The 23,239-nt window shown below is 66.6% G+C and carries 21 protein-coding genes; 16 read left to right on the top strand and 5 right to left on the bottom strand.

Annotated elements, in window-relative coordinates:
* The first annotated feature begins 3 nt into the window (after positions 1-3).
* Both ACCQ04_RS08500 and ACCQ04_RS08505 read left to right on the top strand, forming a co-directional pair.
* The gene (locus ACCQ04_RS08500; RefSeq protein WP_372358737.1) at positions 4-1,065 is read left to right on the top strand and encodes a phosphoenolpyruvate carboxykinase (ATP); all 1,062 of its coding nucleotides are present in this window, start codon (positions 4-6) and stop codon (positions 1,063-1,065) included.
* Between the two features lie 111 nt (positions 1,066-1,176).
* Positions 1,177-2,874, top strand: a complete 1,698-nt coding sequence (locus ACCQ04_RS08505) for an ATP-binding cassette domain-containing protein (protein ID WP_372358738.1) — start codon at positions 1,177-1,179, stop codon at positions 2,872-2,874.
* Positions 2,875-2,906: 32 nt separating this feature from the next.
* On the opposite strand, the gene ACCQ04_RS08510 is transcribed toward ACCQ04_RS08505, so the two are convergent.
* Entirely contained in the window at positions 2,907-4,310 is a 1,404-nt protein-coding gene (locus tag ACCQ04_RS08510) for an MFS transporter (protein WP_372358777.1), read from the bottom strand.
* A gap of 373 nt (positions 4,311-4,683) precedes the next feature.
* Here ACCQ04_RS08510 and ACCQ04_RS08515 point away from each other — a divergent pair, with 373 nt between their 5' ends.
* On the top strand, positions 4,684-5,685 hold the full coding sequence (locus ACCQ04_RS08515) for an LLM class flavin-dependent oxidoreductase (RefSeq protein ID WP_372358739.1): 1,002 nt from the start codon (positions 4,684-4,686) through the stop codon (positions 5,683-5,685).
* 60 nt (positions 5,686-5,745) lie between these two features.
* Positions 5,746-6,246 carry a pyridoxamine 5'-phosphate oxidase family protein gene (locus tag ACCQ04_RS08520; protein ID WP_016902069.1) on the top strand — a complete coding sequence of 167 codons (501 nt, stop codon included), beginning with the start codon at positions 5,746-5,748 and terminating at the stop codon, positions 6,244-6,246.
* A 31-nt stretch (positions 6,247-6,277) separates the two neighbouring features.
* On the opposite strand, the gene ACCQ04_RS08525 is transcribed toward ACCQ04_RS08520, so the two are convergent.
* Entirely contained in the window at positions 6,278-6,949 is a 672-nt protein-coding gene (locus ACCQ04_RS08525) for an exopolysaccharide biosynthesis protein (protein WP_046342352.1), read from the bottom strand.
* Positions 6,933-8,273: a hemolysin family protein gene (locus ACCQ04_RS08530; protein ID WP_016902067.1), complete on the bottom strand. Its 1,341-nt coding sequence runs from the start codon at positions 8,271-8,273 to the stop codon at positions 6,933-6,935. Before ACCQ04_RS08530 ends, ACCQ04_RS08525 begins: the two co-directional genes overlap by 17 nt.
* A 274-nt stretch (positions 8,274-8,547) precedes the next feature.
* On the opposite strand from ACCQ04_RS08530, the gene ACCQ04_RS08535 reads away from it, so the two are divergent.
* From ACCQ04_RS08535 to ACCQ04_RS08545, 3 genes are all read left to right on the top strand, one after another.
* Entirely contained in the window at positions 8,548-9,174 is a 627-nt protein-coding gene (locus tag ACCQ04_RS08535; protein ID WP_016902066.1) for a DUF47 domain-containing protein, read from the top strand.
* A gap of 9 nt (positions 9,175-9,183) precedes the next feature.
* Positions 9,184-10,311, top strand: a complete 1,128-nt coding sequence (locus ACCQ04_RS08540; protein WP_372358740.1) for an inorganic phosphate transporter — start codon at positions 9,184-9,186, stop codon at positions 10,309-10,311.
* A gap of 117 nt (positions 10,312-10,428) precedes the next feature.
* Positions 10,429-11,190, top strand: a complete 762-nt coding sequence (locus ACCQ04_RS08545; RefSeq protein WP_372358741.1) for a YdcF family protein — start codon at positions 10,429-10,431, stop codon at positions 11,188-11,190.
* 237 nt (positions 11,191-11,427) lie between these two features.
* On the opposite strand, the gene ACCQ04_RS08550 is transcribed toward ACCQ04_RS08545, so the two are convergent.
* Entirely contained in the window at positions 11,428-12,930 is a 1,503-nt protein-coding gene (locus ACCQ04_RS08550; RefSeq protein ID WP_226426431.1) for a S10 family peptidase, read from the bottom strand.
* A gap of 306 nt (positions 12,931-13,236) precedes the next feature.
* On the bottom strand, positions 13,237-15,126 hold the full coding sequence (parE, locus tag ACCQ04_RS08555) for a DNA topoisomerase IV subunit B (protein ID WP_046342354.1): 1,890 nt from the start codon (positions 15,124-15,126) through the stop codon (positions 13,237-13,239).
* A 162-nt stretch (positions 15,127-15,288) separates the two neighbouring features.
* On the opposite strand from parE, the gene ACCQ04_RS08560 reads away from it, so the two are divergent.
* From ACCQ04_RS08560 to truD, 9 genes are all read left to right on the top strand, one after another.
* Positions 15,289-15,537 carry a hypothetical protein gene (locus ACCQ04_RS08560; RefSeq protein ID WP_024939563.1) on the top strand — a complete coding sequence of 83 codons (249 nt, stop codon included), beginning with the start codon at positions 15,289-15,291 and terminating at the stop codon, positions 15,535-15,537.
* Positions 15,538-15,713: 176 nt separating this feature from the next.
* Positions 15,714-17,378 (top strand): CTP synthase, encoded by a 1,665-nt coding sequence (gene pyrG, locus ACCQ04_RS08565; protein ID WP_024939564.1) that lies wholly within the window; start codon positions 15,714-15,716, stop codon positions 17,376-17,378.
* 203 nt (positions 17,379-17,581) lie between these two features.
* Positions 17,582-18,412 (top strand): 3-deoxy-8-phosphooctulonate synthase, encoded by an 831-nt coding sequence (gene kdsA, locus ACCQ04_RS08570; protein ID WP_054592805.1) that lies wholly within the window; start codon positions 17,582-17,584, stop codon positions 18,410-18,412.
* On the top strand, positions 18,409-18,771 hold the full coding sequence (locus tag ACCQ04_RS08575; RefSeq protein WP_226426430.1) for a hypothetical protein: 363 nt from the start codon (positions 18,409-18,411) through the stop codon (positions 18,769-18,771). The genes kdsA and ACCQ04_RS08575 overlap by 4 nt, the downstream gene beginning before the upstream one ends.
* A 123-nt stretch (positions 18,772-18,894) precedes the next feature.
* Positions 18,895-20,187, top strand: a complete 1,293-nt coding sequence (eno, locus tag ACCQ04_RS08580) for a phosphopyruvate hydratase (protein ID WP_016904017.1) — start codon at positions 18,895-18,897, stop codon at positions 20,185-20,187.
* A gap of 3 nt (positions 20,188-20,190) precedes the next feature.
* Complete coding sequence (gene ftsB / locus ACCQ04_RS08585) at positions 20,191-20,547, top strand: cell division protein FtsB (protein ID WP_016904016.1); 357 nt, start codon at positions 20,191-20,193, stop codon at positions 20,545-20,547.
* Positions 20,544-21,344: a 2-C-methyl-D-erythritol 4-phosphate cytidylyltransferase gene (ispD, locus tag ACCQ04_RS08590; protein WP_126965761.1), complete on the top strand. Its 801-nt coding sequence runs from the start codon at positions 20,544-20,546 to the stop codon at positions 21,342-21,344. Before ftsB ends, ispD begins: the two co-directional genes overlap by 4 nt.
* Positions 21,345-21,359: 15 nt before the next feature.
* Positions 21,360-21,851: a 2-C-methyl-D-erythritol 2,4-cyclodiphosphate synthase gene (ispF, locus tag ACCQ04_RS08595; protein WP_065032327.1), complete on the top strand. Its 492-nt coding sequence runs from the start codon at positions 21,360-21,362 to the stop codon at positions 21,849-21,851.
* A gap of 246 nt (positions 21,852-22,097) precedes the next feature.
* Positions 22,098-23,207: a tRNA pseudouridine(13) synthase TruD gene (truD, locus tag ACCQ04_RS08600; RefSeq protein WP_226426429.1), complete on the top strand. Its 1,110-nt coding sequence runs from the start codon at positions 22,098-22,100 to the stop codon at positions 23,205-23,207.
* Positions 23,208-23,239: the final 32 nt, after the last annotated feature.

Below are 23,239 nucleotides of genomic sequence, written 5' to 3' on the forward strand. Positions count from 1 at the left end.
GGCATGCCGCAGTCGGCTGCGTTGGCGCAATTGATGCCGGTGGGCGATGACGCACGCACTGGCGCGCCGGATGCGGCGGCAGTGGCAGCAGATCCGTTCGGCGAACATCGGCCGCGTCGGCAGTGCGTGCGCCGGCAGATCCTCGGCGCACTGTTCCACTTCGAAAGCGACAGCGAGGCGCTGCTGGCATTGGTGGACCTTGCCTACGCCGGCCTGCCCGCGCATCGCCTGCCGGGTGCGCCGGAATTCCATATCACGCTGGATCTGGTGGCACGTGGTCACGCGTCTTCGAGCGCAGCGCCGCCACCGGTGCGCACCCATGCCAGCGGCGGATTGCTGTGCGGCGTCATGGATGCCTGCAATTACCTGATGTTGTCGGTGCCCGCGCGCCGCGCCATGCTGGTGGTTTCCGACGACATGCTCGCCCACGCCTATCACGTGCGTTATGAGCTGATCGAATTTTCGGTGTTCCTGCTGGCGGCACGCGGCATGGGCCTGGTGCCGTTGCATGGCGCCTGCGTGGGCCGGCAGGGAGGCTGTGTGCTGTTGCTCGGCGCCAGTGGCGCCGGCAAATCGACCCTGGCGCTGCACAGCCTGCTGCATGGCCTGGATTTCATCGCCGAAGACGGCGTGTTCGTGGCGCCGGAGAGTCTGCTCACCACCGGCGTTGCCAATTTCCTGCATCTGCGCGCCGACGCGCTGGGCCTGGTCGATGCGGACACCCGCGCGTGGATCAGCGCCTCGCCAACCATCCGCCGCCGCAGCGGTGTGGAAAAGTTCGAGATCGACATCCGCCACGGCCGTGCGCAGCTGGCGCGCGCGCCCTTGCAACTGTGTGCAGTGGTGATGCTGTCGGCAACGCCGGCGAGCGATCCCGCGCAGCCATTGCTGGCAATGCCCGCCGAACGCATCGCCGCTTGCCTCGCAAATGATCAACCGTATGCGGCCGGGCAACCGGGCTGGCAGCGCTTTATCCAACAGGTACAGCGCATCGGCATGTTCACCCTGCGCCGCGGGGCGCACCCGCAGGCCGCGCTGGACGCGCTGCTGCAGGTGTTGCGGTGAGCGCGCCGGCAGCGCGGCAGCGGTGCGTCCCCTGCCGGGCCGACGCCATGCCGTATTCCACAGTGAGCGTCAGGCGTGACTGAGATACGCGCTACTGCAGATCGCAAACCCATGCGTGCGCTGTGGCGCGATTTCGTCGGCACGCTGGTGCCGGCGGATGTCTCGACCATCGCACTCTATGTCGGCTTGTCGCTGCTGGCCGCACTGGCCGGCAGCCTTGTCGCGGTCAGCCTGGTGCCGCTGGTGCAGCCTGGTCATGCCGTCCGCCTGGCCGGCTACGCGCTGGCGTTACCGGCTGGTCTGGCAATGCAGGTGGCGCTGTTTGCCGGTGTCAGCCTGGTGTTTGCCGCACTGCGCTGGCATGGCGCACGGCTGGCCGCACGGCTGACCAGCCGCTACGCGATCGGGTTGCGGCAGCGCGTGCATGCGGCGCTGATCGATGCGCCGCTGCCGGCGCTGTCCGGTGCCAGCTCGGCGGAAATCGCCAATGTGCTGACCTACAATATCGAGATCGCCACCCAGGGCTTCAGTGCGGCCTTGCAGCTGCTAGTGGCCGGCATGACAGCTTTGGTGAGCATCTGCATCGCGGTCATGATCGCCCCCGCGTTGCTGATGGCGACGCCGTTGCTGCTGGCACTGGCGTGGCTGGGCTTGCGCATCTCCAGCAGCGACACCCAGGCGCGCATCAGCCGCGATTACGTGGCCGACATGACGCAGCTGTTCTGGCTGAGCGAAGATTTCCCGCGTCGCCTGCGGCATGTGCGTTCGTTTCAGCGCGAAGCGCTGGAAACCCGCGATTACGAGCGCATTTCCGCTCGGTTGGGGCAGGGCTATGCGCAGCAGCAGGCGCTGGTGGCGGGCAGCCGGCTGATGCTCGAGGCCACCGCAGTGGCTGCCATCGCCGGCATCCTGGTGCTGGCCAACCTGTGGCAGGGCGCGGACCGCGCTGCGTTGATCACCGTCAGCCTGCTGCTCGGGCGCCTACTGCCGTATCTGGTCAGCACCCGGCAGAGCGTGCAGCAACTGCGCTCGGCCTGGCCGGCGTTGCAGCTGTGGTGGCGCTATGTGGCGCTGGGCACAACGCGTCCACCGGTGTCGGCCGCACCGGCACAACCGTTGCCGGCAGCCCTGCATCTCGAACACATCGGCCTGGCACCGCCGTTGCCCAGGCTCGCTCTCGATCCGCTGCTGTTGCTGCCCGGCGAGCTGACCTTGGTCGTCGGTCCCTCCGGCATCGGCAAGAGCAGTCTGATGGACGTGCTCTCGGGTCAGACCCCGCCTGCACAGTTCACCGCGCACATGGCCGGGCGCCGGCTGGATTTTGCCGCGTATCGCGCCCTGGTGCGGCATGGCGCCTACCTCGGCCAGGGGGTGCGGCCGTGGCAGCGCACGGTCCGCGCCTGTCTGGACTGGGCATTGCCCGGCACCAGCGATGCACGCATGTGGCAGGTGCTGGCCGACGTCGGCCTGGGCGCGCGTCTGCAGCGCGCCGGGCAGGGATTGGATACCCCGATCAACGGCCCGGATGGGCGCCTGTCCGGTGGCGAAGCGCAGCGCCTGCTGCTGGCGCAGGTGCTGTTGCGCAAGCCGACCCTGGCGGTGCTGGACGAGGCCACCAGCGCACTGGATGCCGAGGCCGAACAGCAGGTGTTGTGCATGCTGCGGCAACGCCTGCCGCAGACCGTGCTGGTGGTGGTCTCGCATCGCACCAGCCTGGCCGCAGTGGCCGATCGCACGGTTGCCTTGGGCACCGCAGTGGCGGCGCAGACCGCTGCCCACGCCGATGCGGTTGCACGCTCAGACGCGTGATGGCAGATGGCGTACTCGCGTCGGCAGCGCGATCAGCCGGCAATCTCTTCCAGCGCCCGATTGCGCGTGCGCGGGCCCAATAGCGCAATCACGCTGGCCACGATCGACATGCTGATCACGATAAAGGCCAGCACGCCCTGGCTGCCGACCTGGGCGAGCAGCCAACCGATCAGCACGCTGCTCACCGCCGTGGAAAGACGGCTGAAGGAATAGCAAAAGCCCACTGCGCGCGCGCGCAAGCCGGTGGGGAACAGCTCGGCCTGATAGCCGTGATAGGCAAAGCTCATCCAGGCATTGCAGAACGCGATCATCGCCCCGCACAGCACCATGCCGATCGCCTGATGCTGCAGCGAAAACAGCACGCCGAACAGCACTGCGCCCAGGGCCGATGTGGTGATCTGCCATTTGTTCTCCCAGCGCTGCGCAAAGCGCAGCAACAGCAGCGGCGCCAGCGGGTAGGCCAGCGAGATCGCAAAGGAATAGGCCAGGCTCCTGGTCACGCCGGTGCCTTGCGCCGAGATCAATGCCGGCAACCAGTTGCCGAAGCCGAAGAAGCCGATCGCCTGAAAGATATGGAATACCACCAGCATGCCGATGCGCCCGCGATACGGCGCACGCCACAACATCGCGGTCTGCATGTCGCCGGCCGGCGAGGGGGCGGCCACCTGCGGTGCGGCCAGGGGCGCACCCAGATCGCGCACGCAGCGCGTTTCGAGCTGGGTCAAGACCGCATCGGCTTCGGCATGGCGTCCCTGCGCCGCCAGCCAGCGGGCAGATTCCGGCAACCGGCTGCGCAGCCACCAGATCGCCAGCGCAAACACCCCGCTCAGCAGCACCACCCAGCGCCAGCCGCTCACCCCCAGCGGTGCATGCGGCACCAGCAGCCAGGCAGTCAGCGCTACCGCAGGCACCGCCAGAAACTGCACGAAGAACGCAAATGCGAACGCCGCACTGCGCATATGCCGCGGCACCAGTTCGGACAGATAGGTGTCGATGGTGACCAGCTCGATGCCCAGGCCGATCCCGACCACCAAGCGCAGCACGATGACCCCGGTGGCGGTGTGCTGCAGGCCCATCGCCACGGTCGCGGCGGTGTACCAGATCAGGGCGAAGGTGAACACCGGACGGCGCCCGAAGCGGTCGGCGAACGGACTCAACAGGGCGGCGCCGACGAACAGGCCCAGAAATGTCGCCGCCGCGAACGCGGCCTGGTCGGACATGCCGAACGCGCCATCGGCAGCGCTGGCGAAGATGCCGTCGCGGATCAGCCCGGGGCTGATGTAGGCGGTCTGGAACAGGTCGTACAACTCGAAAAATCCACCCAGCGCGAGCAGGCCGACCAGCCGCCACAGCGTGGCGCTGGCCGGCAGCCGGTCGATCCGCGCGGCGATGTGCAGGGTGGCGGAAGCGGGGTCGAGCGAAGCGGTCGAAGCCATCGTCATGCAGGCGCTGCCAGTGCGGTGTTCATCATAGCCAGCAGCCCTGTTACCCGGCGCCCGCGCTTCGCGGTCAGGCAACTGCATTCGCAGGCGATCCGGCGAGCGCAAGACACCCCACAGCCATCGCGCATGGCCTGATATCCCTCCCTCCGCGGCGAATGTGTGGCTTGCGCGCCATCGTCGCCCTGCATTGCAGCACCCGTCCAACAAGGCGCGGGCCCGGGCACGGAGCGGGGCAGTGCCCAGCTGCAGATCCTCCCGTTGTTTGACCACTGGAATGCTGTAATCCCCCCAGCGCCACCTGGGCAGGTGGCAAAGCCGCCTGGCCAGCCCCATCTCTTGCACATCACTCATTCCCCGGAGTCATCCGATGACGCCCATTTCCGTGCTCGACCTGGCGCCGGTCTGCGAAGGCAGCGACACCACCCACGCCTTCGCCAACATGCTCGATCTGGCCCAGCACGCCGAGCGCTGGGGCTACCAGCGTTACTGGCTGGCCGAGCACCACAACATGCCGGGCATCGCCAGCGCCGCCACCGCGGTGCTGATCGGCCATGTCGCCGGCGGCACCAAGACCATCCGCGTCGGCGCCGGCGGCATCATGCTGCCCAACCATGCGCCGCTGCAGGTGGCCGAACAGTTCGGCACGCTGGCCTCGCTGTATCCGCAGCGCATCGACCTGGGCCTGGGCCGTGCGCCCGGCACCGACCAGCCGACCGCGCGCGCCCTGCGTCGCTATTTCGACAGCGCCGACCATTTCCCGCAGGACGTGGCCGAGCTGTTGCGCTACTTCGCGCCGGTGGTGCCGGGGCAACTGGTGCAGGCGGTGCCGGGGGGTGGTCTCGACGTGCCGGTGTGGCTGCTGGGTTCCAGCCTGTTCAGTGCGCGGCTGGCCGCGGCGATGGGCTTGTCGTTCGCGTTCGCCTCGCATTTTGCGCCCGATGCGATGGACGAGGCGGTGGCGATCTACCGCCGCGAGTTCCGTCCGTCCGCGCAGTTGGCCAAGCCGCACGTGATGCTGGCCTTAAATGTGGTGGCTGCAGAGACCGAAGCGCAGGCACGCCGCCTGTTCACCACCCAGCAGCAGAGCTTCGTCAACCTGCGCCGCGGCAAGCCGGGCAAGATTCCCGCGCCGATCGACGATATCGACAGCTTCTGGCAGCCGCACGAGCGTGCCGGCGTGGAGCGTGCGTTGGCATGCACGGTGCTGGGCGATGCCGAGCAGATCGCGCGGGGCGTGGCCGAGTTCATCGAGCGCCACACCCCGGACGAACTGCTGTTCACCGCCAACATCTACGACCATGCCGCGCGTTTGCGTTCGTTCGAAATCGCCGCCATGGCCTGCCGCGAGCTGGACGTGACTCCTGTGTGATTCACGTCGCTTTGCGCGGCGATCCGCTCAGATGCATGCACCTCCATTGGGAACACCAGCATGCAATTTCAGGAACGCAGCGAGAGCATCAAGCAGTTGGCGGAATTGATCCGCGGCGTGGACATCGCGATGTTCACGACCGTCTCGGCCGACGGCAAGTTGGTGAGCCGGCCGTTGGGAACGCAGGAAGTCGAATTCGATGGCGACCTGTGGTTCGCCACCGCCGCCGACAGCCCGAAGGTGGCCGAAATTGCCGCCGATCCGCGCGTCAACGTGGCCTATGCCTCGGCCTCGAAGAACAGCTACGTCTCGGTCGCCGGTACCGCACGCGTGGTCGATGACCGCGCCAAGATCGAGCAGCTGTGGTCGCCGGCGATGAAGGTGTTCTTCCCAGGTGGCAAGGACGACCCGAACCTGCGCCTGATCCATGTGCGCGCCGAATCGGCCGAGTACTGGGATGGCCCGAGCGGGCTGCTCGGCAAGGCACTGTATTTCGTGATGACGGCCGTGACCGACGATACCGGCAGCCTGTCGGACAACCGCGTGGTCGATCTGAAGTAACTGCGCTCCAGGTGCGCCGGCCGTCGCGTGCTCAGCGCCAGGCGGCCGGCCACCAACCGCGGATCAGGTCCAGCAACTGATCCGAGGTGACGCCGAACACCGCCACCGAGATCAGCGCAGCGGCCCAGCCCACCAGCAGCAATGCGCCGTCGCGCTCGAGCAGGGCCAGCGCAAACAGCAGCAGGATCAGCCCGAAGATGTAGTTGGTGAATGGAATCGGCAGCGTCAGCAGGATGCCGACCAGCACCAGCAGCACGCCGGTGACCATCTGCGCCGGCATCCGGTCCAGCATGCCGTGCAGGCGCGGCTTGAGCAGCCGGTCCAGGCGCTGCAACGTCGGCGCAAGCCGTGCGACGAAACGCTGGCTGGTACTGCGGCGAGGCCCGCGATCGCCGATGAAACGCGGCACCCATGGCTTGCGCAGGCAGCACATCATCTGCAGCCCGATCAATACCGTCAGCGGGCCACTGATGCCGCCGGCCAGGCCGGGAATCGGAATGAACGACGGCAGGATCGCCAGGAACAGGAATACCCCGAATGCGCTCTGCTGCAGATCGGCCAGGATCTCGCGCACCCGCAGCACATGCTCCGGATCGCCCTCGCTGAAGGCCGCCAGCAGGCTACGGATGCCTTCGTTGCGATAGCGCATCTGCGCGCCGTCCGCTCCATCCGATGGCGGGACGCGGTTATCCGACGATGTCATCGCTGCCCTCGTCGCTGACGCGGCTCAGCAGCAGCTTGTCCACGCGTGCGCCATCCAGATCGACGATCTCGATGCGCCAGCCGGCCCAATCGAAGAATTCGCCCGCCTGCGGAATGCGCCCGAAGTAGTAGATGCACAGGCCGGCGAGCGTGTGGTAGTCGCCTTCGTCGGCCTCCGGCAGTTCGGCGCCCAGCACTTCGCGCAGTTCCTCCACCGGCAATGAGCCGTCGATCAGCAGCGAGCCGTCGGCGCGCGTGACCACCAGCGCATCCTCGTCGGTGTTTTCCACCGCCTGCAGGCGGCCGACCACCGCGCCCATCAGGTCGCTGATGGTCACCAGCCCACGGATTTCGCCGTATTCGTCCACCACCAGCGCCATCGACTGCTGTTCTTCGCGGAAGATCTCCAGCAGCTTCATCGCATGCGTGGATTCAGACACGAACAAGGTGTCGCGCAGCGCCTGGAACAGCTGCGCGCCGTGTCCGTCCATGCGCGTGACCAGCGACTTGACCTCCAGCACCCCGGCGATGTCCTGGTCGCTGCCGCGGTAGACCGGATAACGCGAGAATTCGTGTTCGCGCATCACCAGCAGATTGCGTTCCGGCTCGGCGTTGGCATCCAGCCAGGCGATGCGGTTGCGTGGCGTCATCAGGCTGTCGGCGGTGCGGTCGCCCAGTCGCATCACGCGGTTCATCATGTCGCGCTCGTGCGCATCGATCACGCCGGCCTCGTGGCTTTCGGCCACCAGCATGCGGATCTCCTCTTCGGTCACCGATGCCGATTCGTCCTTGCCCATGCCGAGCATGCGCAGCACCAGCCGGGTCGAGCGCGCCAGCACCCACACGCCGGGCGCGGCGATCTTTGCCAGCCACGCCATCGGCACCGCGACCACCCCGGCGATGTCCTCGGAGTTGCGCAGCGCCAGCCGCTTGGGCACCAGCTCGCCGAAGATCAGCGTCAGGAAGGTGATCAGGGCCACCGCCAGCGTGCTGCCGATCACCACCGAATACGGGCGCGGCTTGCCGACCAGCTCGAACGAGGCCGACAGCGCCGGGAACAGCCCCTGCAGCCAGCTGCTGATGGCCTCGCCGATCGCCTCGCCACCGAACACGCCGGTGAGGATGCCGATCAGGGTGATGCCGATCTGCACCGTGGACAGGAAGTTTTCCGGGCTTTCGGCCAGCGCCAGGGCGCGGGCGGCGCGCTTGCTGGAGCCGGCCATCTGCTTCAGCCGGCTCTTGCGCGAGGTCATCAGGGACATTTCCGACATCGCGAAGAAGCCGTTCAACAGGATCAGCGCGATGACGATCAGAAACTCAACCACGGGCGTCTTCCCCGGTCAGTGAAGGGGAGGGCGGGCGAGCACTGGGTTGGCCGGCGCGCACGGGGGCGGGGCGGCAACGGGGGAATATAGGGTCGTCTTCCATAGGGTGCACCCGAGGGCGCGGGAGCATGTTAGCAAACCACAGGGTGGTTCGAGCCGGGAAATGCCGATGTGAAGGCCGCCTACGCCGCCGAGATACCCAGACAGGTCATGGAACGGTCATAATTCGCGCTTGGCGTCCGTCTCTCCCTCGACGGCAGGAAGTTTTCCACCCATGTTCTCGTTGCAGACCATCTTCGGCTCCGGCAAGCAGTTCTATGCGCTTCTGAACGAAGCGGCGCAGGCCGCCTACGACAGCACCAAGGCCTTGCACGCCATGATGCGCACGTCCGACCGCCAACCCGCGCTGGACGCCTTCAAGCTGGCCCGCCTGCGCGAACGCGCCGCCTCGGACAAGATCGGCCAGGCGCTGGTGGACAGCTTCATGACCCCGATCGAGCGCGAGGACATCGAAGCGCTGGGCTCGGCGCTGTACAAGATTCCCAAGCAGGTCGAGAAGTTCGCCGACCGCTACTCGCTGGCCACCAAGCATCTGGAGCACATCGACTTCGCCCCGCGCGCGGCGATGCTGGAGCAGGCCGCCGCGGTGGTGGTGGAGATGGTGGCCGACCTGCCGCAGATGAACATCGATCGCATGACCGCGCTCAACGACAAGCTGCGCATGCTGGAAAACGAGGCCGACCGGCTGATGCTCGAGCTGTACCGCGACATCTATTCCGGTCGCCTGGACACGCTGCAGATGTTCCTGCTCAAGGAATTCTTCGAGATTCTGGAGAAGGCCATCGACCGTTGCCGCGAGGCAGGGGTGGTGGTGTACCAGATCGTATTGAAGAACAGCTGAGGTCGCCGCGTGCTTACCCTAGTTATGGTGGTGATCCTGGCGGCGTTGGTGTTCGAGTTCATCAACGGCTTCCACGACACCGCCAACTCCATCGCCACGGTGGTCGCCACCAAGGTGCTGTCGCCGGGCTGGGCGGTGATGCTGGCCGCCGGCATGAACCTGATCGGCGCGCTCACCGGCACCGCAGTGGCATTGACGATCGCCTCCGGCCTGCTCAACACCGAGGTGGTCGAAGTCACCCCGCAAGTGATCCTGTGCGCGCTGCTGGGCGGCATCATCTGGAACCTGATCACCTGGTGGAAGGGCCTGCCGTCGTCGTCCTCGCACGCCTTGATCGGCGGGCTGTGCGGCGCCGGCCTGGCGGCCGCGCACAACAACTGGAACGCCTTGATCTGGTCCGAAAACATCGGCAACTGGGCCAAGAACAAGGGCCTGTTGTGGAAGGTGTTCGTGCCGATGATCACCTCGCCGATCGCCGGCTTCCTGCTCGGTATCGTGGTGATGCTGCTGCTGTGGGCGATCATCGCCGGCATGGCCCGGCTGGGCGGGCCGATCGGGCGGCTGGCGCGTCCGCGCTGGGTCAATGCGTTCTTCGGCAAGGCGCAGATCGCCTCGGCCGCCTACATGGGCTATGCCCACGGCCATAACGACGCGCAGAAGACCATGGGCATCATCGCCATGACCCTGATCGGCGCGCAGTCGGCCGGTGCGCTGGACGATCTGCCGAGCTGGCTGTCGTTCCTGCATCCGGGCACCGGCCTGGCTGCGGGCGCCGGTATTCCGATGTGTATCGTGCTGACCTGTGCGGTGGTGATGGCCGCCGGCACCGCCTCGGGCGGCTGGAAGATCATCAAGACGCTCGGCCACAAGATGGTCAAGCTGCATCCCATCCACGGCTTTGCCGCAGAAACCAGCTCGGCCACCGTGCTGACCGTGGCCGCGCACTTCGGCATGCCGGTGTCCACCACGCACAGCATTTCCACCGCGATCATGGGTGTGGGCTTTGCCAAGAACCCGCGCTCGCTGCGGCTGGGCGTGATCGAGCGCATCGTCTGGGCCTGGATTCTGACCATCCCGGCCGCCGGCGGAGTGGCGTATCTGATCCTGCGCTGCTTCGAATGGTTCGGCTGGACCTGAGCGATGTCGCGCTGTGGTCACCTCGGTGGGCGAGCATGCGCGCCAACCGCGGCGTGCCCTACAGGCCCCCTGTTCGACCCTGATGTGCCAACGCGTCCTGCCTGAGGAAACGCGCCGATGATGCTTGCGCTGGTGTGCGTGCTGTTCTTGCTGTCCTGGCTGATCGGCCGCCGGCGCTGGCCGCGCAGCGCGCGTGCGCTGGCGGCGGCCACATTGGCGTTGCTGCTGCTGGTGGGCTGCGGCCCGTTGGCGAGCTGGATGCTGCACGGGCTGCAGCAGACCGGCGTCAACGATTTCAACGACTGGCGCGCGCGCAACATGATCGTGCTGCTGGGCGCGGGCACGGTGCGGCCGGATGGCCCCGACGCCACCGCCGAGGCCAACATGTTCGCCTATGGCCGCATCGTCGAGTCGGCGCGGCTGTACCGGCAGTGCCGTGCGCATGGCGGCGACTGCAAGATCGAGATCAGTGGCGGCGACGCGCGCGGGCTGGGCCTGTCCGAGGCGGTGGTGTATCGAAAGGTGCTGATCGGGCTGGGCATCGCGCAGGCCGATCTGATCATGGAGCCGTCCAGCATGAACACCTGGCAGAACGCGCAGTTCAGTCAGCCCTTACTGCGCCAGTACCGCCCCGAGCGGGTCGTGCTGGTGTCCTCGGCCACACATCTGCGGCGTGCCGAGCTGTACTTCCGCCACTTCGGCATCGACGCCACGCCGGTGCGCTCGGACTGGTTGACCGCGTCCTGGGCGTGGTTGCCGCAGAGCTATAACTTCACCGTGGCCGATGTCGCCTTGCACGAGTACCTGGGCATTGCGCGCTATCGGGTTTACGAGTGGCTGGGGTGGAATGTGGAGGCTGTTCGGGCTGGGGCGTTGTGAATCGGGAATCGGGAATCGGGAATGGGGAATCGGGAATGGTGATTCGGGATTCGGGATTCGTAGCAGCTGATGCGCTGCCTGATATGTGCGGCTGATCAGCGTCCGACAGCGCTTGCCGCTCCGGATTAACGGGGGTAAGGGGATTGCGCTGCTTGGTGGCAGCGCGGCTAGTTGCGCATTTACTTGCGGCTGGCGTAATGCATCGCCCGCCGCGTGTGCGGCCGGCGATGGTGGTGCTCAGCGGGTTTCGTACATCGTCTTGACGTCGTTGCGGAACGCGGCCTGGCTGTCGGCGCGGTTGTAGAACATGTGGCCGCCGGGATATTCGCGCACCTGCACGCGCTTGGGGTCGCTGCCCATCGTCGGCATCTGGTCCACCGTCAGCACCGAGCCCATGAACGGGCAGGAGAGGTCGTTCCAGCCATGCGCGATCAATACGCGCAGCTTGGGGTCGATCGCCACCGACTGGCGCAGCTGGGTGACCGCGCCCTTGCGCAGTTCGTCGTTCCAGTCCCATAGCGTGTTGACGTCGTAATTGAGCGCCTGATAACGCGCATCGACCTTCCAGCCAACCACGCGGGTGACGAAGTCCACCATCGCGGTGGTGGTCGGCGCGATGATGCTGTCCAGCAGCGGGTCGTTGGCGCGCTGCTCGGGATCGTTGGGGAAGGGGTCGAACGCGGTCACGTTGGCGTCGTAGCGGCTGCCCAGCTCGCCCTTGTCGCGGAATACCTCGCGCAGGTAGGCCTGGGTTTCCAGGCGCCCGCCGGAGCGGCGCACATAGGTCGCGTCCAGCCCGGTCATGCGGGTGACTTGCTGCAGCATCGCCTCGGTCGCCTGCGGGTCGGTACGGCCCTTCATCAGCGCCACCGCGTAGTCGCCGCGGGTGTAATCGATCACCTGGCGCATCGCCGTGTCGCTGAGCTGGCCCTGGCGTTCCAGGTGTGCGGCGGCGATCGAGGGCAGCGTCATCATCCAGGCCAGCGGCGACACATCGCTGTTGTCGTCGAGGGTGGGATTGAGATACGGCGACACCAGCACCACGCCGTTCATCGCCACGCCCAACCGGGTCTGCAGGTACTGGGTGATGCGCGGGCCGCGGAAGCCGCCGTAGCTTTCGCCGACCAGGTACTTGCGTGCCTGCAGGCGGCGGTTCTTCAGCAGCCAGTCGTAGACCACACGCGAGAGATATTCCACGTCGGCCTGCGGGTTGTAGAACTGTTTCTTGGCCTCGTCGTCGCCGATCAGGGCGCGGCTGAAGCCGGTGCCGACCGGGTCGATGAACACCAGGTCGGTGAAGTCCAGCCAGGTGCCGGGGTTATCGCGCAGCGCCGCCGGCGCGGAGGCGCTGTCGCCTTCGGCGCCGAAACCGACCACCTTGGGTCCGATCGCGCCCATGTTCAGATACACCGACGACGCACCGGGGCCGCCATTCAGCGCGAAGGTCACCGGGCGGTCCTTGCCATCGACGGTGTAGGCGGTGAACACCACCTCGCCGGTGGTCTTGCCCTGCGCATCGCGCACCGGCAGAGTGCCGACGGTTGCGGTGTAACTCAGCGTGCGCCCACCCATGCGGGTGCTTTGCCGCACGCTGGCATCGGCCGGCAGTGGCGCGGGTTTGGCGACGGCGGTATCGGCCTTGGTGTCGGTTTTTGCAGCGTTCTTGTCGGGCGCGTCGGCCAGCGCGGTTCCGCTGAGCAGGACGCAGGCCAGCAGGCTGGCACGGAGGAAGCAGGGCATGAGCATCGGAGATTCGGCAGGGAGCGACGATGCTAGGCCGCCGATGGCGTCGGATGGATGTGCACAAAGGCATGTGTGTCGCGTTGGCCGACGTGGCCTGCCTGGCTAGAAGCAGCATGTGCCGCTGCAGGCAGCCGTCTGAGCCGAAGGGTGGGGATCGGCTTCACCCTCACCCCAACTTCCGCTTCGCACCCCCGGCCCGGGCTGGCAGCGCGGGCGCTCGAAGAGACCTGCGCACGCAGTGCCTTCTCGCCCCGCTGGGGGGCGAAGCTTTCGCTGCTTGGTGTTTTCAGACTTTCAGCGAACTCAAACCTCCAGCGACGCCAGATCGCCCTTGGTCTCCAGCCACTGCTTGCGATCGCCGGCGCGCTTTTTCGCCAGCAGCATGTCCATCAGCGAGCGGGTCTGTTCGCCATCGTCGATGGTCAGCTGCACCAGGCGACGCGTATCCGGGTGGATGGTCGATTCGCGCAGCTGTTGCGGATTCATCTCGCCCAGGCCCTTGAAGCGGGTGACGCTGACCTGGCCCTTGAGCTTCTCGCGCGCGATCTTGTCCAGCAGCGTGGTCTTTTCCTCTTCGTCCAGCGCGTAGAACACCTGCTTGCCCACGTCCACGCGGAACAGCGGCGGCATCGCCACGAATACGTGGCCGGCCGCGACCAGCGCCGGGAAATGCTGCAGGAACAGCGCGGTCAGCAAGGTGGCGATATGCAGGCCGTCGGAGTCCGCATCGGCCAGGATCACTACCTTGCCGTAACGCAGCCCGGTGATGTCGTCCTTGCCCGGGTCGCAGCCGATCGCGATCGCCAGGTTGTGCACTTCCTCGGAGGCAAGCACGCTGCCCGATGCCACTTCCCAGGTGTTGAGGATCTTGCCGCGCAGCGGCAGGATCGCCTGGAAGTCCTTGTCGCGGGCCTGCTTGGCCGAGCCGCCGGCCGAGTCGCCCTCGACCAGGAACAGTTCGGTACGCGACAGATCCTGGCTGATGCAGTCGGCCAGCTTGCCGGGCAGGGCCGGGCCCTGGGTGACCTTCTTGCGGACAATCTGCTTTTCGGTCTTCAGGCGCGCACTGGCGCGGTCGATGGCGATCTGCGCGATCTTCTCGCCGATCTCCACGTTCTGATTCAGATACAGGCTGAAGGCATCGTGCGCGGCGCCTTCGATGAAGCCGGCGGCCTGGCGCGAGGACAGGCGTTCCTTGGTCTGCCCGGAGAACTGCGGGTCGGTCATCTTCAGGCTGAGCACGAAGGTGACCCGGTCCCATACGTCTTCCGGCGCCAGCTTGACCCCGCGCGGCAGCAGGTTGCGGAAGTCGCAAAACTCGCGCAACGCATCGGTCAGGCCCGAACGCAGGCCGTTGACGTGGGTGCCGTGCTGCGCGGTCGGGATCAGGTTGACGTAGCTTTCCTGCACCAGTTCGCCTTCCGGTACCCAGGCCGCTGCCCAGTCGACGATTTCGGTGTCCTTCTTCAGGCTGCCCACGAACAGGTCGGCCGGCAGCATCTCGTGCGCGGCCATCTCGCCCTTGAGGTAGTCGCGCAGGCCGTTCTCGAAGTACCAGCTGTCCTGCTCGCCGGTGGCCTCGTCGTGCAGCTTCACGGTCAGGCCCGGGCACAGCACCGCCTTGGCGCGCAGCAGATGACGCAACGCGCGCACGTTGAACTTGGGCGTGTCGAAGTACTTCGGATCGGCCCAGAAGCGCAGGCGCGTGCCGGTATTCTTCTTGCCGACGGTGCCGACCACTTCCAGCTTGGAGGCGGCGTGGCCGTCGCGGAACTCCATGCGGTGTTCGCTGCCTTCGCGCTTGATGAACAGCTCGACCTTGGTCGACAGCGCATTGACCACGCTCACGCCCACGCCATGCAGGCCGCCGGAGAAGGTGTAGTTGCGGTTGCTGAACTTGCCGCCGGCATGCAGCCGGGTCAGGATCAGCTCGACACCGGGAATCTTTTCTTCCGGGTGCATGTCCACCGGCATGCCGCGGCCGTCGTCGGACACCTCGCAGCTGCCGTCCTTGTACAGGGTCACTTCGACCTGCCTGGCGTGACCGGCCAGCGCCTCGTCGACTGAGTTGTCGATCACTTCCTGCGCCAGATGGTTCGGGCGCGCAGTGTCGGTATACATGCCAGGGCGGCGTTTGACCGGGTCCAGGCCCGACAGCACTTCAATATCGGCGGCGTTATAACGGGTGTTCATGCATCTCGTTGGCACGTGAAACGACGCGCAAGTGTGGGGGTTGGGCCGATTTTTTGCACGCGACAGGCGTTCAGTGCAGGGCGGGGTGCGGCTGGATACCCTGGCGTTGGATTCGGAACCAAACGTCCCCACCTGAGGATGTCACCGAACCCGGAGGACACCATGAAGTTCAAGCACATCCTGATGCTCACCCTCGGTGCTGCCGCAGTAGCCGCGCTTCCTGCCATGGCCCAGGCCGCTCCTCAGCAGACCGGGCAGGGCGCCGGCGCCAGCGCGCAGAAGGCCGATGACGCCAAGGCCAAGACCGAAGCCGAGCGCAAGGCCGAGCGCCGCGCCGCTGCTGCGGCACACAAGCCCAAGGCCGACGCCGCCACGCGCGAGGAAGAGGAAGAAGAAAAGCCGGCGCGCTGATTCCATCGCGCGACGGCATAACGCCACACGGACGCCCCGGCCTTGGTCGGGGCGTCTGCATTTGCGCGCCAGGCGCAGCACGTTTTTCGCCGCTGTGACGACATGATCGTCACGCAACCCTTGGGCATTCGCCCGTCACCCGCTAAACTATGGCTTTCCGGGAGGCTTCAAGCCCCATGACCCCCCTGATTTTTGTTACCGGCGGCGTAGTGTCCTCGCTAGGCAAGGGCATTGCCGCCGCTTCGCTTGCCTCCATTCTGGAAGCGCGTGGCCTGAAGGTCACGATGATGAAGCTGGACCCGTACATCAATGTGGACCCGGGCACGATGAGCCCGTTCCAGCATGGCGAGGTCTACGTCACCGACGACGGCGCCGAGACCGACCTGGATCTGGGTCACTACGAGCGCTACGTGCGCACGCGGCTGTCGCGCAAGAACTCGGTCACCACCGGCCGGATCTACGAGAACGTGATCCGCAAGGAGCGTCGCGGCGATTACCTGGGCGCCACCGTGCAGGTGATCCCGCATATCACCGACGAGATCCGCCGTTGCATCGACGAGGCCACCGCCGGGTTCGACGTGGCGCTGATCGAGATCGGCGGCACCGTTGGCGATATCGAGTCGCTGCCATTCCTGGAAGCGATTCGCCAGGTGCGCACCGAACGTGGTGCTGAAAAGGCCATGTTCATGCACCTCACCCTGGTGCCGTACATCGCCGCCGCCGGTGAGTTGAAGACCAAGCCGACCCAGCATTCGGTCAAGGAGCTTCGTTCGATCGGTATCCAGCCAGACGTGCTGCTGTGCCGTTCCGAGCAGGCGGTACCGGATTCGGAGCGCCGCAAGATCGCGTTGTTCACCAACGTCTCCGAGCGCGCGGTGATCAGCTGCCCCGATATCGATGTGCTGTACGGCATGCCGCTGGAGCTGCGTCGCCAGGGCCTGGACGAACTGGTCATCGATCAGTTCAAGCTGCGCGACAAGGTGGCCGCGCCCGACCTGTCCGAATGGGCTGCGGTGGTGGATGCGGTCAAGCACCCGCTGGACGAGGTCACCATTGCGGTGGTCGGCAAGTACGTCGACCACCAGGACGCCTACAAGTCGGTGGCCGAAGCGCTGCGCCACGGAGGTCTGCGCCAGCGCACCAAGGTCAACCTGAAGTGGCTGGAAGCGCAGGATCTGGAAGGTAGTGACATGGCTGCGCTGCAGGATATCGACGGCATCCTGGTGCCGGGCGGCTTCGGCGACCGTGGTTTCGAAGGCAAGGTGCTCACCTCCAAATATGCGCGCGAGCACAAGGTGCCGTACTTCGGCATCTGCTACGGCATGCAGGCGGCGGTGGTAGACTATGCCCGCCACGTGGCAGATCTGGATGCAGCCAACAGCACCGAGAACGACCGCCAGTCGCCACACCCGGTGATCGGCCTGATCACCGAATGGCGCACCGCCACCGGCGAAGTGGAAAAGCGCGACGAGAAGTCCGACCTGGGCGGCACCATGCGGCTGGGTCTGCAGGAGCAGCGGCTCAAGCCGGGCACGCTGGCGCGCGAGGTGTACGGCAAGGACGTGGTCGCCGAGCGTCACCGCCACCGCTACGAGTTCAACAACCGCTACCGCACCCAGCTGGAAGACGCCGGCCTGGTGATCTCCGGCAAGTCGATGGACGACACGCTGGTAGAGATGGTGGAGCTGCCGCGCGATGCGCACCCGTGGTTCCTGGCCTGCCAGGCGCATCCGGAATTCCTGTCCACCCCGCGCGACGGGCATCCGCTGTTCATCGGTTTCGTGCGCGCTGCGCGCGAGAAGAAGGCGGGCGGGAAGTTGTTGAAGGAAGCGCGTGCCTGAGCCGCTCCTTCTCCCGTCGGGAGAAGCTGGCGCGCAGCGCCGGATGAGGGGCGTCGCAACGCACCGGAAGATGGCAGCCATGACGAACGCGTCGCCACGCGTCAGCCAGGGCAAACCATCGCACTTCAGCAGCGCTTCGCAACCGTACCCGCACACCAGCCCCTCTCCCGACGGGAGAGGGGCTTTAATCAATAGGTGACCTGATGAAACTGTGTGACTTTGACGTTGGCCTGGATCAGCCGTTGTTCCTGATCGCCGGCCCCTGCGTGATCGAGTCGATGCAGCTGCAGCTCGACGTGGCCGGCAAGCTCAAGGAGATCACCGGCAAGCTGGGGATCAACTTCATCTTCAAGTCGAGCTTCGACAAGGCCAACCGCACCTCCGGCACCAGCTTCCGCGGTCCGGGCCTGGAAGAGGGCCTGAAGGTGCTGGAGGCGGTGAAACAGCAGATCGGCGTGCCGGTGCTGACCGACGTGCACGAATACACCCCGATGAACGAGGTCGCCGCAGTCGTCGACGTGCTGCAGACCCCGGCCTTCCTGGTGCGCCAGACCGATTTCATCAAGAACGTCTGCGCCGCCGGCAAGCCGGTCAACATCAAGAAGGGCCAGTTCCTGGCGCCGTGGGACATGAAGCCGGTGGTCGACAAGGCCAAGTCGACCGGCAACGAGCAGATCATGGTCTGCGAGCGTGGCGCCTCGTTCGGCTACAACAATCTGGTCAGCGACATGCGCTCGCTGAGCGTGATGCGCGACACCGGCTGCCCGGTGGTGTTCGATGCCACCCATTCGGTGCAGTTGCCGGGCGGGCAGGGCAGCAGTTCCGGCGGCCAGCGCGAATTCGTGCCGGTGCTGGCGCGCGCGGCGGTGGCGGTGGGCATTTCCGGCCTGTTTGCCGAAACCCATCCGGACCCGTCCAAGGCCTTGTCGGATGGCCCCAACGCCTGGCCGCTGGACCGCATGGAAGAGCTGCTCGAGACCCTGATGGAGCTGGATGCCGTCACCAAGAAGCACGGGTTCGCGCGCTTCGCATGAGTTCCGATGCCTGGGCGCTGGCCGCGTCGCAGCGCCAGCGTCGGCAGTGGCGCCACTGGCCCTGGGGCTGGATCGCGCTGGTCGCATCGATCGCCGCGTGGGCGTGCATGGCCGCGATGGTGTTTCTGGTCGCTGCCAGCATCGGCATGCCGGGTGACGGCGACCATGCCATGCAGGCCACGCGGGTGCCAATGCTGGTCACGCTGCTGCTGGCCGCGGTGGCGATCACAAGTTGCCTGATCGCCGGCCCGCTGGCGTTGCGGCTGGCTCGCCAATCCGGCGCAGCGATCTTTGCGTTGGTGTCGCTGTCGGTCTTGCTGCTGCTGTCTGGGCTACCGCTGCTTGGCTTGATGGCCTAGCGGCATGCTTGCCGGCCTGTTGCGTGCGGCAGCGTCACGCGATTTGGCAATGTGCCGGTGTGCGGCGATAATCCCGCAGCTTGTTTCCGGTGTACTTCCCCCTTACTGGTAACCGATCGACCTATGACCACTATCGCCAAGATCCTCGCCCGCGAAATCCTCGACTCCCGCGGCAACCCCACGCTGGAGGCCGAAGTCACGCTGGACGACGGCTCGTTCGGCCGCGCTGCCGTGCCCTCGGGCGCCTCGACCGGCACCAAGGAAGCGGTGGAACTGCGCGATGGCGACAAGACCCGCTACCTGGGCAAGGGCGTGCTGCATGCGGTGCAGAACGTCAACGGCACCATCGCCGAGACGCTCAAGGGCTTTGACGCGGCCGACCAGCAGGGTCTGGACCGCCGCCTGATCGACCTGGACGGCACCGAGAACAAGGGCCGCCTGGGCGCGAACGCGCTGCTGGGGGTTTCTTTGGCCGCCGCGCATGCGGTGGCCGCCTCGCGCAAGCAGCCGCTGTGGCAGTACCTGTCCACCATCACCGAGTCCGATGTGGCACTGCCGGTGCCGATGATGAACATCATCAACGGCGGCGCGCATGCCGACAACAACGTCGACTTCCAGGAGTTCATGGTGCTGCCGGTCGGCTGCAGCTCGTTCTCCGAAGCGCTGCGTGCCGGCACCGAAATCTTCCACGCGCTCAAGTCGGTGCTCAAGGGCCACGGCCTGAGCACGGCGGTGGGCGACGAAGGCGGCTTTGCGCCGGACTTCCGCAGCAACGTCGAAGCGCTGGACACCATCCTCGAGGCGATCGGCAAGGCCGGCTACACCGCCGGCGAAGACGTGCTGCTGGGCCTGGACGTGGCGTCCAGCGAGTTCTACGACAACGGCAAGTACAACCTGGTCGGCGAGAACAAGCGCCTGACCAGCGAGCAGTTCGTCGACTTCCTGGCCGACTGGGTCGCGCAGTACCCGATCATCAGCATCGAAGACGGCCTGGCCGAGGACGACTGGGCCGGCTGGAAGCTGCTCACCGACCGCGTCGGCAAGAAGGTGCAGCTGGTCGGCGACGATCTGTTCGTCACCAACCCGAAGATCTTCAAGCAGGGCATCGACTCGGGCACCGCCAACGCGATCCTGATCAAGGTCAACCAGATCGGCACGCTGACCGAGACGCTGGAAGCCATTGCGATGGCGCATGCGGCCAACTATGCCTCGATCGTCTCGCACCGCTCGGGCGAAACCGAAGACACCACCATCGCCGACATCGCCGTGGCCACCACCGCCACGCAGATCAAGACCGGCTCGCTGTGCCGCAGCGACCGCGTCGCCAAGTACAACCAGTTGCTGCGCATCGAGCAGGCGCTGGGCTCCGGCGCGCGTTACGCCGGCCGCGACGCGTTCGTTTCGCTCAAGCGCTAAGCCGTGCGCAACTGGCGCTGGCTACTGCTGGTGCTGGCGGTGCTGCTGGCTTGGCTGCAGTACCGCTTCTGGTTCGGGCCTGGGAATTCCGGCGAAGTGATGATGCTGGAAGCCCAGGTCGCGCATCAGACACAGGACAACGAAGGTCTGCGCCAACGCAACCAGGCGTTGGCAGCAGAGGTGAAGGATTTGAAGGACGGCGAGGCGGCAATCGAAGAGCGCGCGCGCAGCGAACTGGGCATGATCAAACCGGGCGAGACGTTCTATCGCGTGGTCGAGGATGCACCGCCGCTGCCGCCCGCAGTGGCCGCGCCGTCCGCTGCGCCCGTCGAGCCTGACGCTCCGGCGGAACAGCCATGACCGGTTCGATCTGGGCGATCGTGCCGGCCGCCGGGCGCGGCACGCGTTTTGGTGGGCAGACCCCCAAGCAATATCTGTGCGCTGCCGGGCAACCGCTGATGGCCTACACGCTGGCGGCGCTTGCCGCGCATCCGGTGGTGGCCGGCATCGTGGTGGCCATCGCGCCCGACGATGCGGATTGGCCGGGCTGGACCTCGGTGCAGGGCAAGCCGGTGCTGACCTGCGTCGGCGGCGGGACACGTGCGGCATCGGTACTGGCCGGATTGCTTGCCCTGCCGGAGAGCGTGCGGGCCGATGACTTTGTGCTGGTGCACGATGCCGCGCGGCCCAATCTGGCGCTGGCCGATCTGGAGCGTCTGCTGGAAATCGGCCGCGGCGATCCGGTTGGCGCGATCCTGGCTGCGCCGGTGCGCGACACGCTCAAGCGGGCTGGCGACGATGGCGGCATCGATGCCACCGAGCCACGCGAGCGGCTGTGGCGCGCACTGACCCCGCAGCTGTTCCGTCGCCATCAACTGATCCGCGGCCTCACCGAGGCGTCGGCGGCCGGGGTGGACGTGACCGACGAGGCGATGGCGATGGAGCGGCTGGGATTGCGCCCGTTGCTGGTGGAAGGTGCCGAAGACAACTTCAAGGTGACCACGCCAACGGATCTGGCGCGCTTCGAATTCGAACTGGCGCGCCGCGGTGTTGCAGTGGATGCCCAGTCGCCTGCAACCGACCCGCGCGCCGGGGCGGTCGTTGGCCACACCGATGCGCTGTCCGCTGGTGCCCACCACGACGCCGACGCTCCCTAATCACCACGGATTACCATGTCTTTCAATTTTCGAATCGGTCAGGGCTACGACGTGCACGCGTTCGGTGCGGGCGACCACGTGATGCTGGGCGGCGTGCGCGTCGCGCACAGCCATGGCGTGCTCGCGCACAGCGATGGCGACGTGGTGCTGCACGCGCTATGCGATGCGATGCTGGGCGCGCTGGCGCTGGGCGATATCGGTCAGCACTTTCCGCCGTCCGACGCGCGCTGGAAGGACGCCGACAGCGCGCAGTTCCTGCAGCATTGCGATCACTTGCTGCGCGAGCGTGGCTGGCGGGTCGGCAATGCCGATGTCACCGTGATCTGCGAGCGTCCCAAGATCGGCCCGCATGCACTGGCGATGCGCGAACGCATCGCCGGCCTGCTGGCGATCGAACTCGATGCAGTCAGCGTCAAGGCCACCACCAGCGAAAAACTCGGCTTCACCGGCCGCAGCGAGGGCATCGCTGCGCAAGCGGCAGTCTTGCTCGGCAGGATCGCCGGCTGACCGCGGCTCACAGACACCTGCGCACCGTCGGTGGCATGGAAGGTGCCGGGCATGGCGATCATCCCGCATACCCTGCAGTGCTGAGCCTGCCGTCCACGCATCCGGCCACTGCCGGCCCAGCTGTTCCAGCCGCTCCAGATCGCGGTTACCTGCGCCGGGCTCGTCTTGGCGTCGCACCGCGACACCACCGCGCCGAGGCATTCGGCACATAGCGCACGACCTGTCGGCGCGAAGGTAAATCACAGCATGAGCGACACCTCTGTTCTGCCGCGCGCGCATGGCGCTGCGGTCCTCGGCGCGGCAATGCGCAGCACGCCCGAAGATTTTCAGGTCGATGAGCTGCCTGCCTTCGAGCCAACCGGCGAGGGCGAGCACCTGTTGCTCACCATCCGCAAGCGTGGGCAGAACACCGCCTATATCGCGAAGAAACTCGCGCAGTGGGCCGGAATCGCCGAGATGGGCGTCAGCTACGCCGGGCTGAAGGACCGCCATGCGGTGACCACGCAGCGCTTCAGCGTGCATCTGCCCAAGCGCATCGCGCCGGAGCTCGCCGCGCTCGACGACGATGAGATGCAGGTCATCGCCAGTACCTGGCACAACCGCAAGCTGCAACGCGGCGCACTGCTGGGCAATCGTTTCGTGTTGACGTTGCGCCAGGTGCACGGCGAGCGTGCGGCGATCGAACAGCGCCTGCAGGCGATCGCCGCGCGCGGTATCCCGAACTGGTTTGGCGAACAGCGCTTCGGCCGCGATGGCGGCAACGTGGCCTCCGCGCTGGCGATGTTCGGTTACGTGTCCAATGCCGACGGCACCTTGTCGGCGGCGCCGGCATCCCGGCGGCGGCTGCGCAACGACCAACGCTCGATGCTGCTGTCGGCGGCGCGCTCGGCGTTGTTCAATCGGGTGCTCACCGCTCGCGTGGAGCAGGGCAGCTGGGACACCGCGCTGGATGGCGAGGCGTGGATGCTGGATGGCTCGCGCAGCGTGTTCGGCCCCGAGCCGTTCACCGATGTACTGGCAGAGCGCCTGGCGCGCTTCGATATCCATCCCAGCGGGCCGTTGTGGGGCGCCGGCGAGCTGCGTTCGACCGCGCAGGCCGCGGCGGTGGAGCAGGGCGCGTTGTCCGATCCGCAATCGGAGGTGCTGCGGCAAGGCCTGGAGGCCGCGGGCTTGAAGCAGGAGCGCCGCGCACTGCGCTTGCGTCCGCAACAGCTGGAGTATCGCTGGCTGGATGCGGACAGCCTGCAGATCGCATTCGCGCTGCCGCCGGGCTGCTACGCCACCGCGGTGCTGTGGGAACTCGGCGAAGTCAGCGACGCCGGCCGTCTCAACGCCGGCACGCGTTCCGACGCCTAGGCCTATCCAGTGGTCGTCGGCTGCCCGGCAAA

The organism is Xanthomonas sp. NCPPB 2866 (genome assembly GCF_041475745.2).
GTDB classification, from domain to species: Bacteria; Pseudomonadota; Gammaproteobacteria; order Xanthomonadales; family Xanthomonadaceae; genus Xanthomonas; species Xanthomonas arboricola.

Excerpts from the sequence above, each read along its gene's own strand:
- truD (WP_226426429.1), top strand. The coding sequence starts at position 22,098 with ATGAGCGACACCTCTGTTCTGCCGCGCGCGCATGGCGCTGCGGTCCTC.
- ispD (WP_126965761.1), top strand. The coding sequence starts at position 20,544 with ATGACCGGTTCGATCTGGGCGATCGTGCCGGCCGCCGGGCGCGGCACG.
- ACCQ04_RS08560 (WP_024939563.1), top strand. The coding sequence starts at position 15,289 with ATGAAGTTCAAGCACATCCTGATGCTCACCCTCGGTGCTGCCGCAGTA.
- ACCQ04_RS08515 (WP_372358739.1), top strand. The coding sequence starts at position 4,684 with ATGACGCCCATTTCCGTGCTCGACCTGGCGCCGGTCTGCGAAGGCAGC.
- ACCQ04_RS08545 (WP_372358741.1), top strand. The coding sequence starts at position 10,429 with ATGATGCTTGCGCTGGTGTGCGTGCTGTTCTTGCTGTCCTGGCTGATC.
- ACCQ04_RS08550 (WP_226426431.1), bottom strand. The coding sequence starts at position 12,930 with ATGCCCTGCTTCCTCCGTGCCAGCCTGCTGGCCTGCGTCCTGCTCAGC.
- eno (WP_016904017.1), top strand. The coding sequence starts at position 18,895 with ATGACCACTATCGCCAAGATCCTCGCCCGCGAAATCCTCGACTCCCGC.
- parE (WP_046342354.1), bottom strand. The coding sequence starts at position 15,126 with ATGAACACCCGTTATAACGCCGCCGATATTGAAGTGCTGTCGGGCCTG.
- kdsA (WP_054592805.1), top strand. The coding sequence starts at position 17,582 with ATGAAACTGTGTGACTTTGACGTTGGCCTGGATCAGCCGTTGTTCCTG.
- ACCQ04_RS08525 (WP_046342352.1), bottom strand. The coding sequence starts at position 6,949 with ATGACATCGTCGGATAACCGCGTCCCGCCATCGGATGGAGCGGACGGC.
- ACCQ04_RS08520 (WP_016902069.1), top strand. The coding sequence starts at position 5,746 with ATGCAATTTCAGGAACGCAGCGAGAGCATCAAGCAGTTGGCGGAATTG.
- ACCQ04_RS08575 (WP_226426430.1), top strand. The coding sequence starts at position 18,409 with ATGAGTTCCGATGCCTGGGCGCTGGCCGCGTCGCAGCGCCAGCGTCGG.
- pyrG (WP_024939564.1), top strand. The coding sequence starts at position 15,714 with ATGACCCCCCTGATTTTTGTTACCGGCGGCGTAGTGTCCTCGCTAGGC.
- ACCQ04_RS08505 (WP_372358738.1), top strand. The coding sequence starts at position 1,177 with ATGCGTGCGCTGTGGCGCGATTTCGTCGGCACGCTGGTGCCGGCGGAT.
- ACCQ04_RS08535 (WP_016902066.1), top strand. The coding sequence starts at position 8,548 with ATGTTCTCGTTGCAGACCATCTTCGGCTCCGGCAAGCAGTTCTATGCG.
- ispF (WP_065032327.1), top strand. The coding sequence starts at position 21,360 with ATGTCTTTCAATTTTCGAATCGGTCAGGGCTACGACGTGCACGCGTTC.
- ACCQ04_RS08510 (WP_372358777.1), bottom strand. The coding sequence starts at position 4,310 with ATGGCTTCGACCGCTTCGCTCGACCCCGCTTCCGCCACCCTGCACATC.
- ACCQ04_RS08500 (WP_372358737.1), top strand. The coding sequence starts at position 4 with ATGCCGCAGTCGGCTGCGTTGGCGCAATTGATGCCGGTGGGCGATGAC.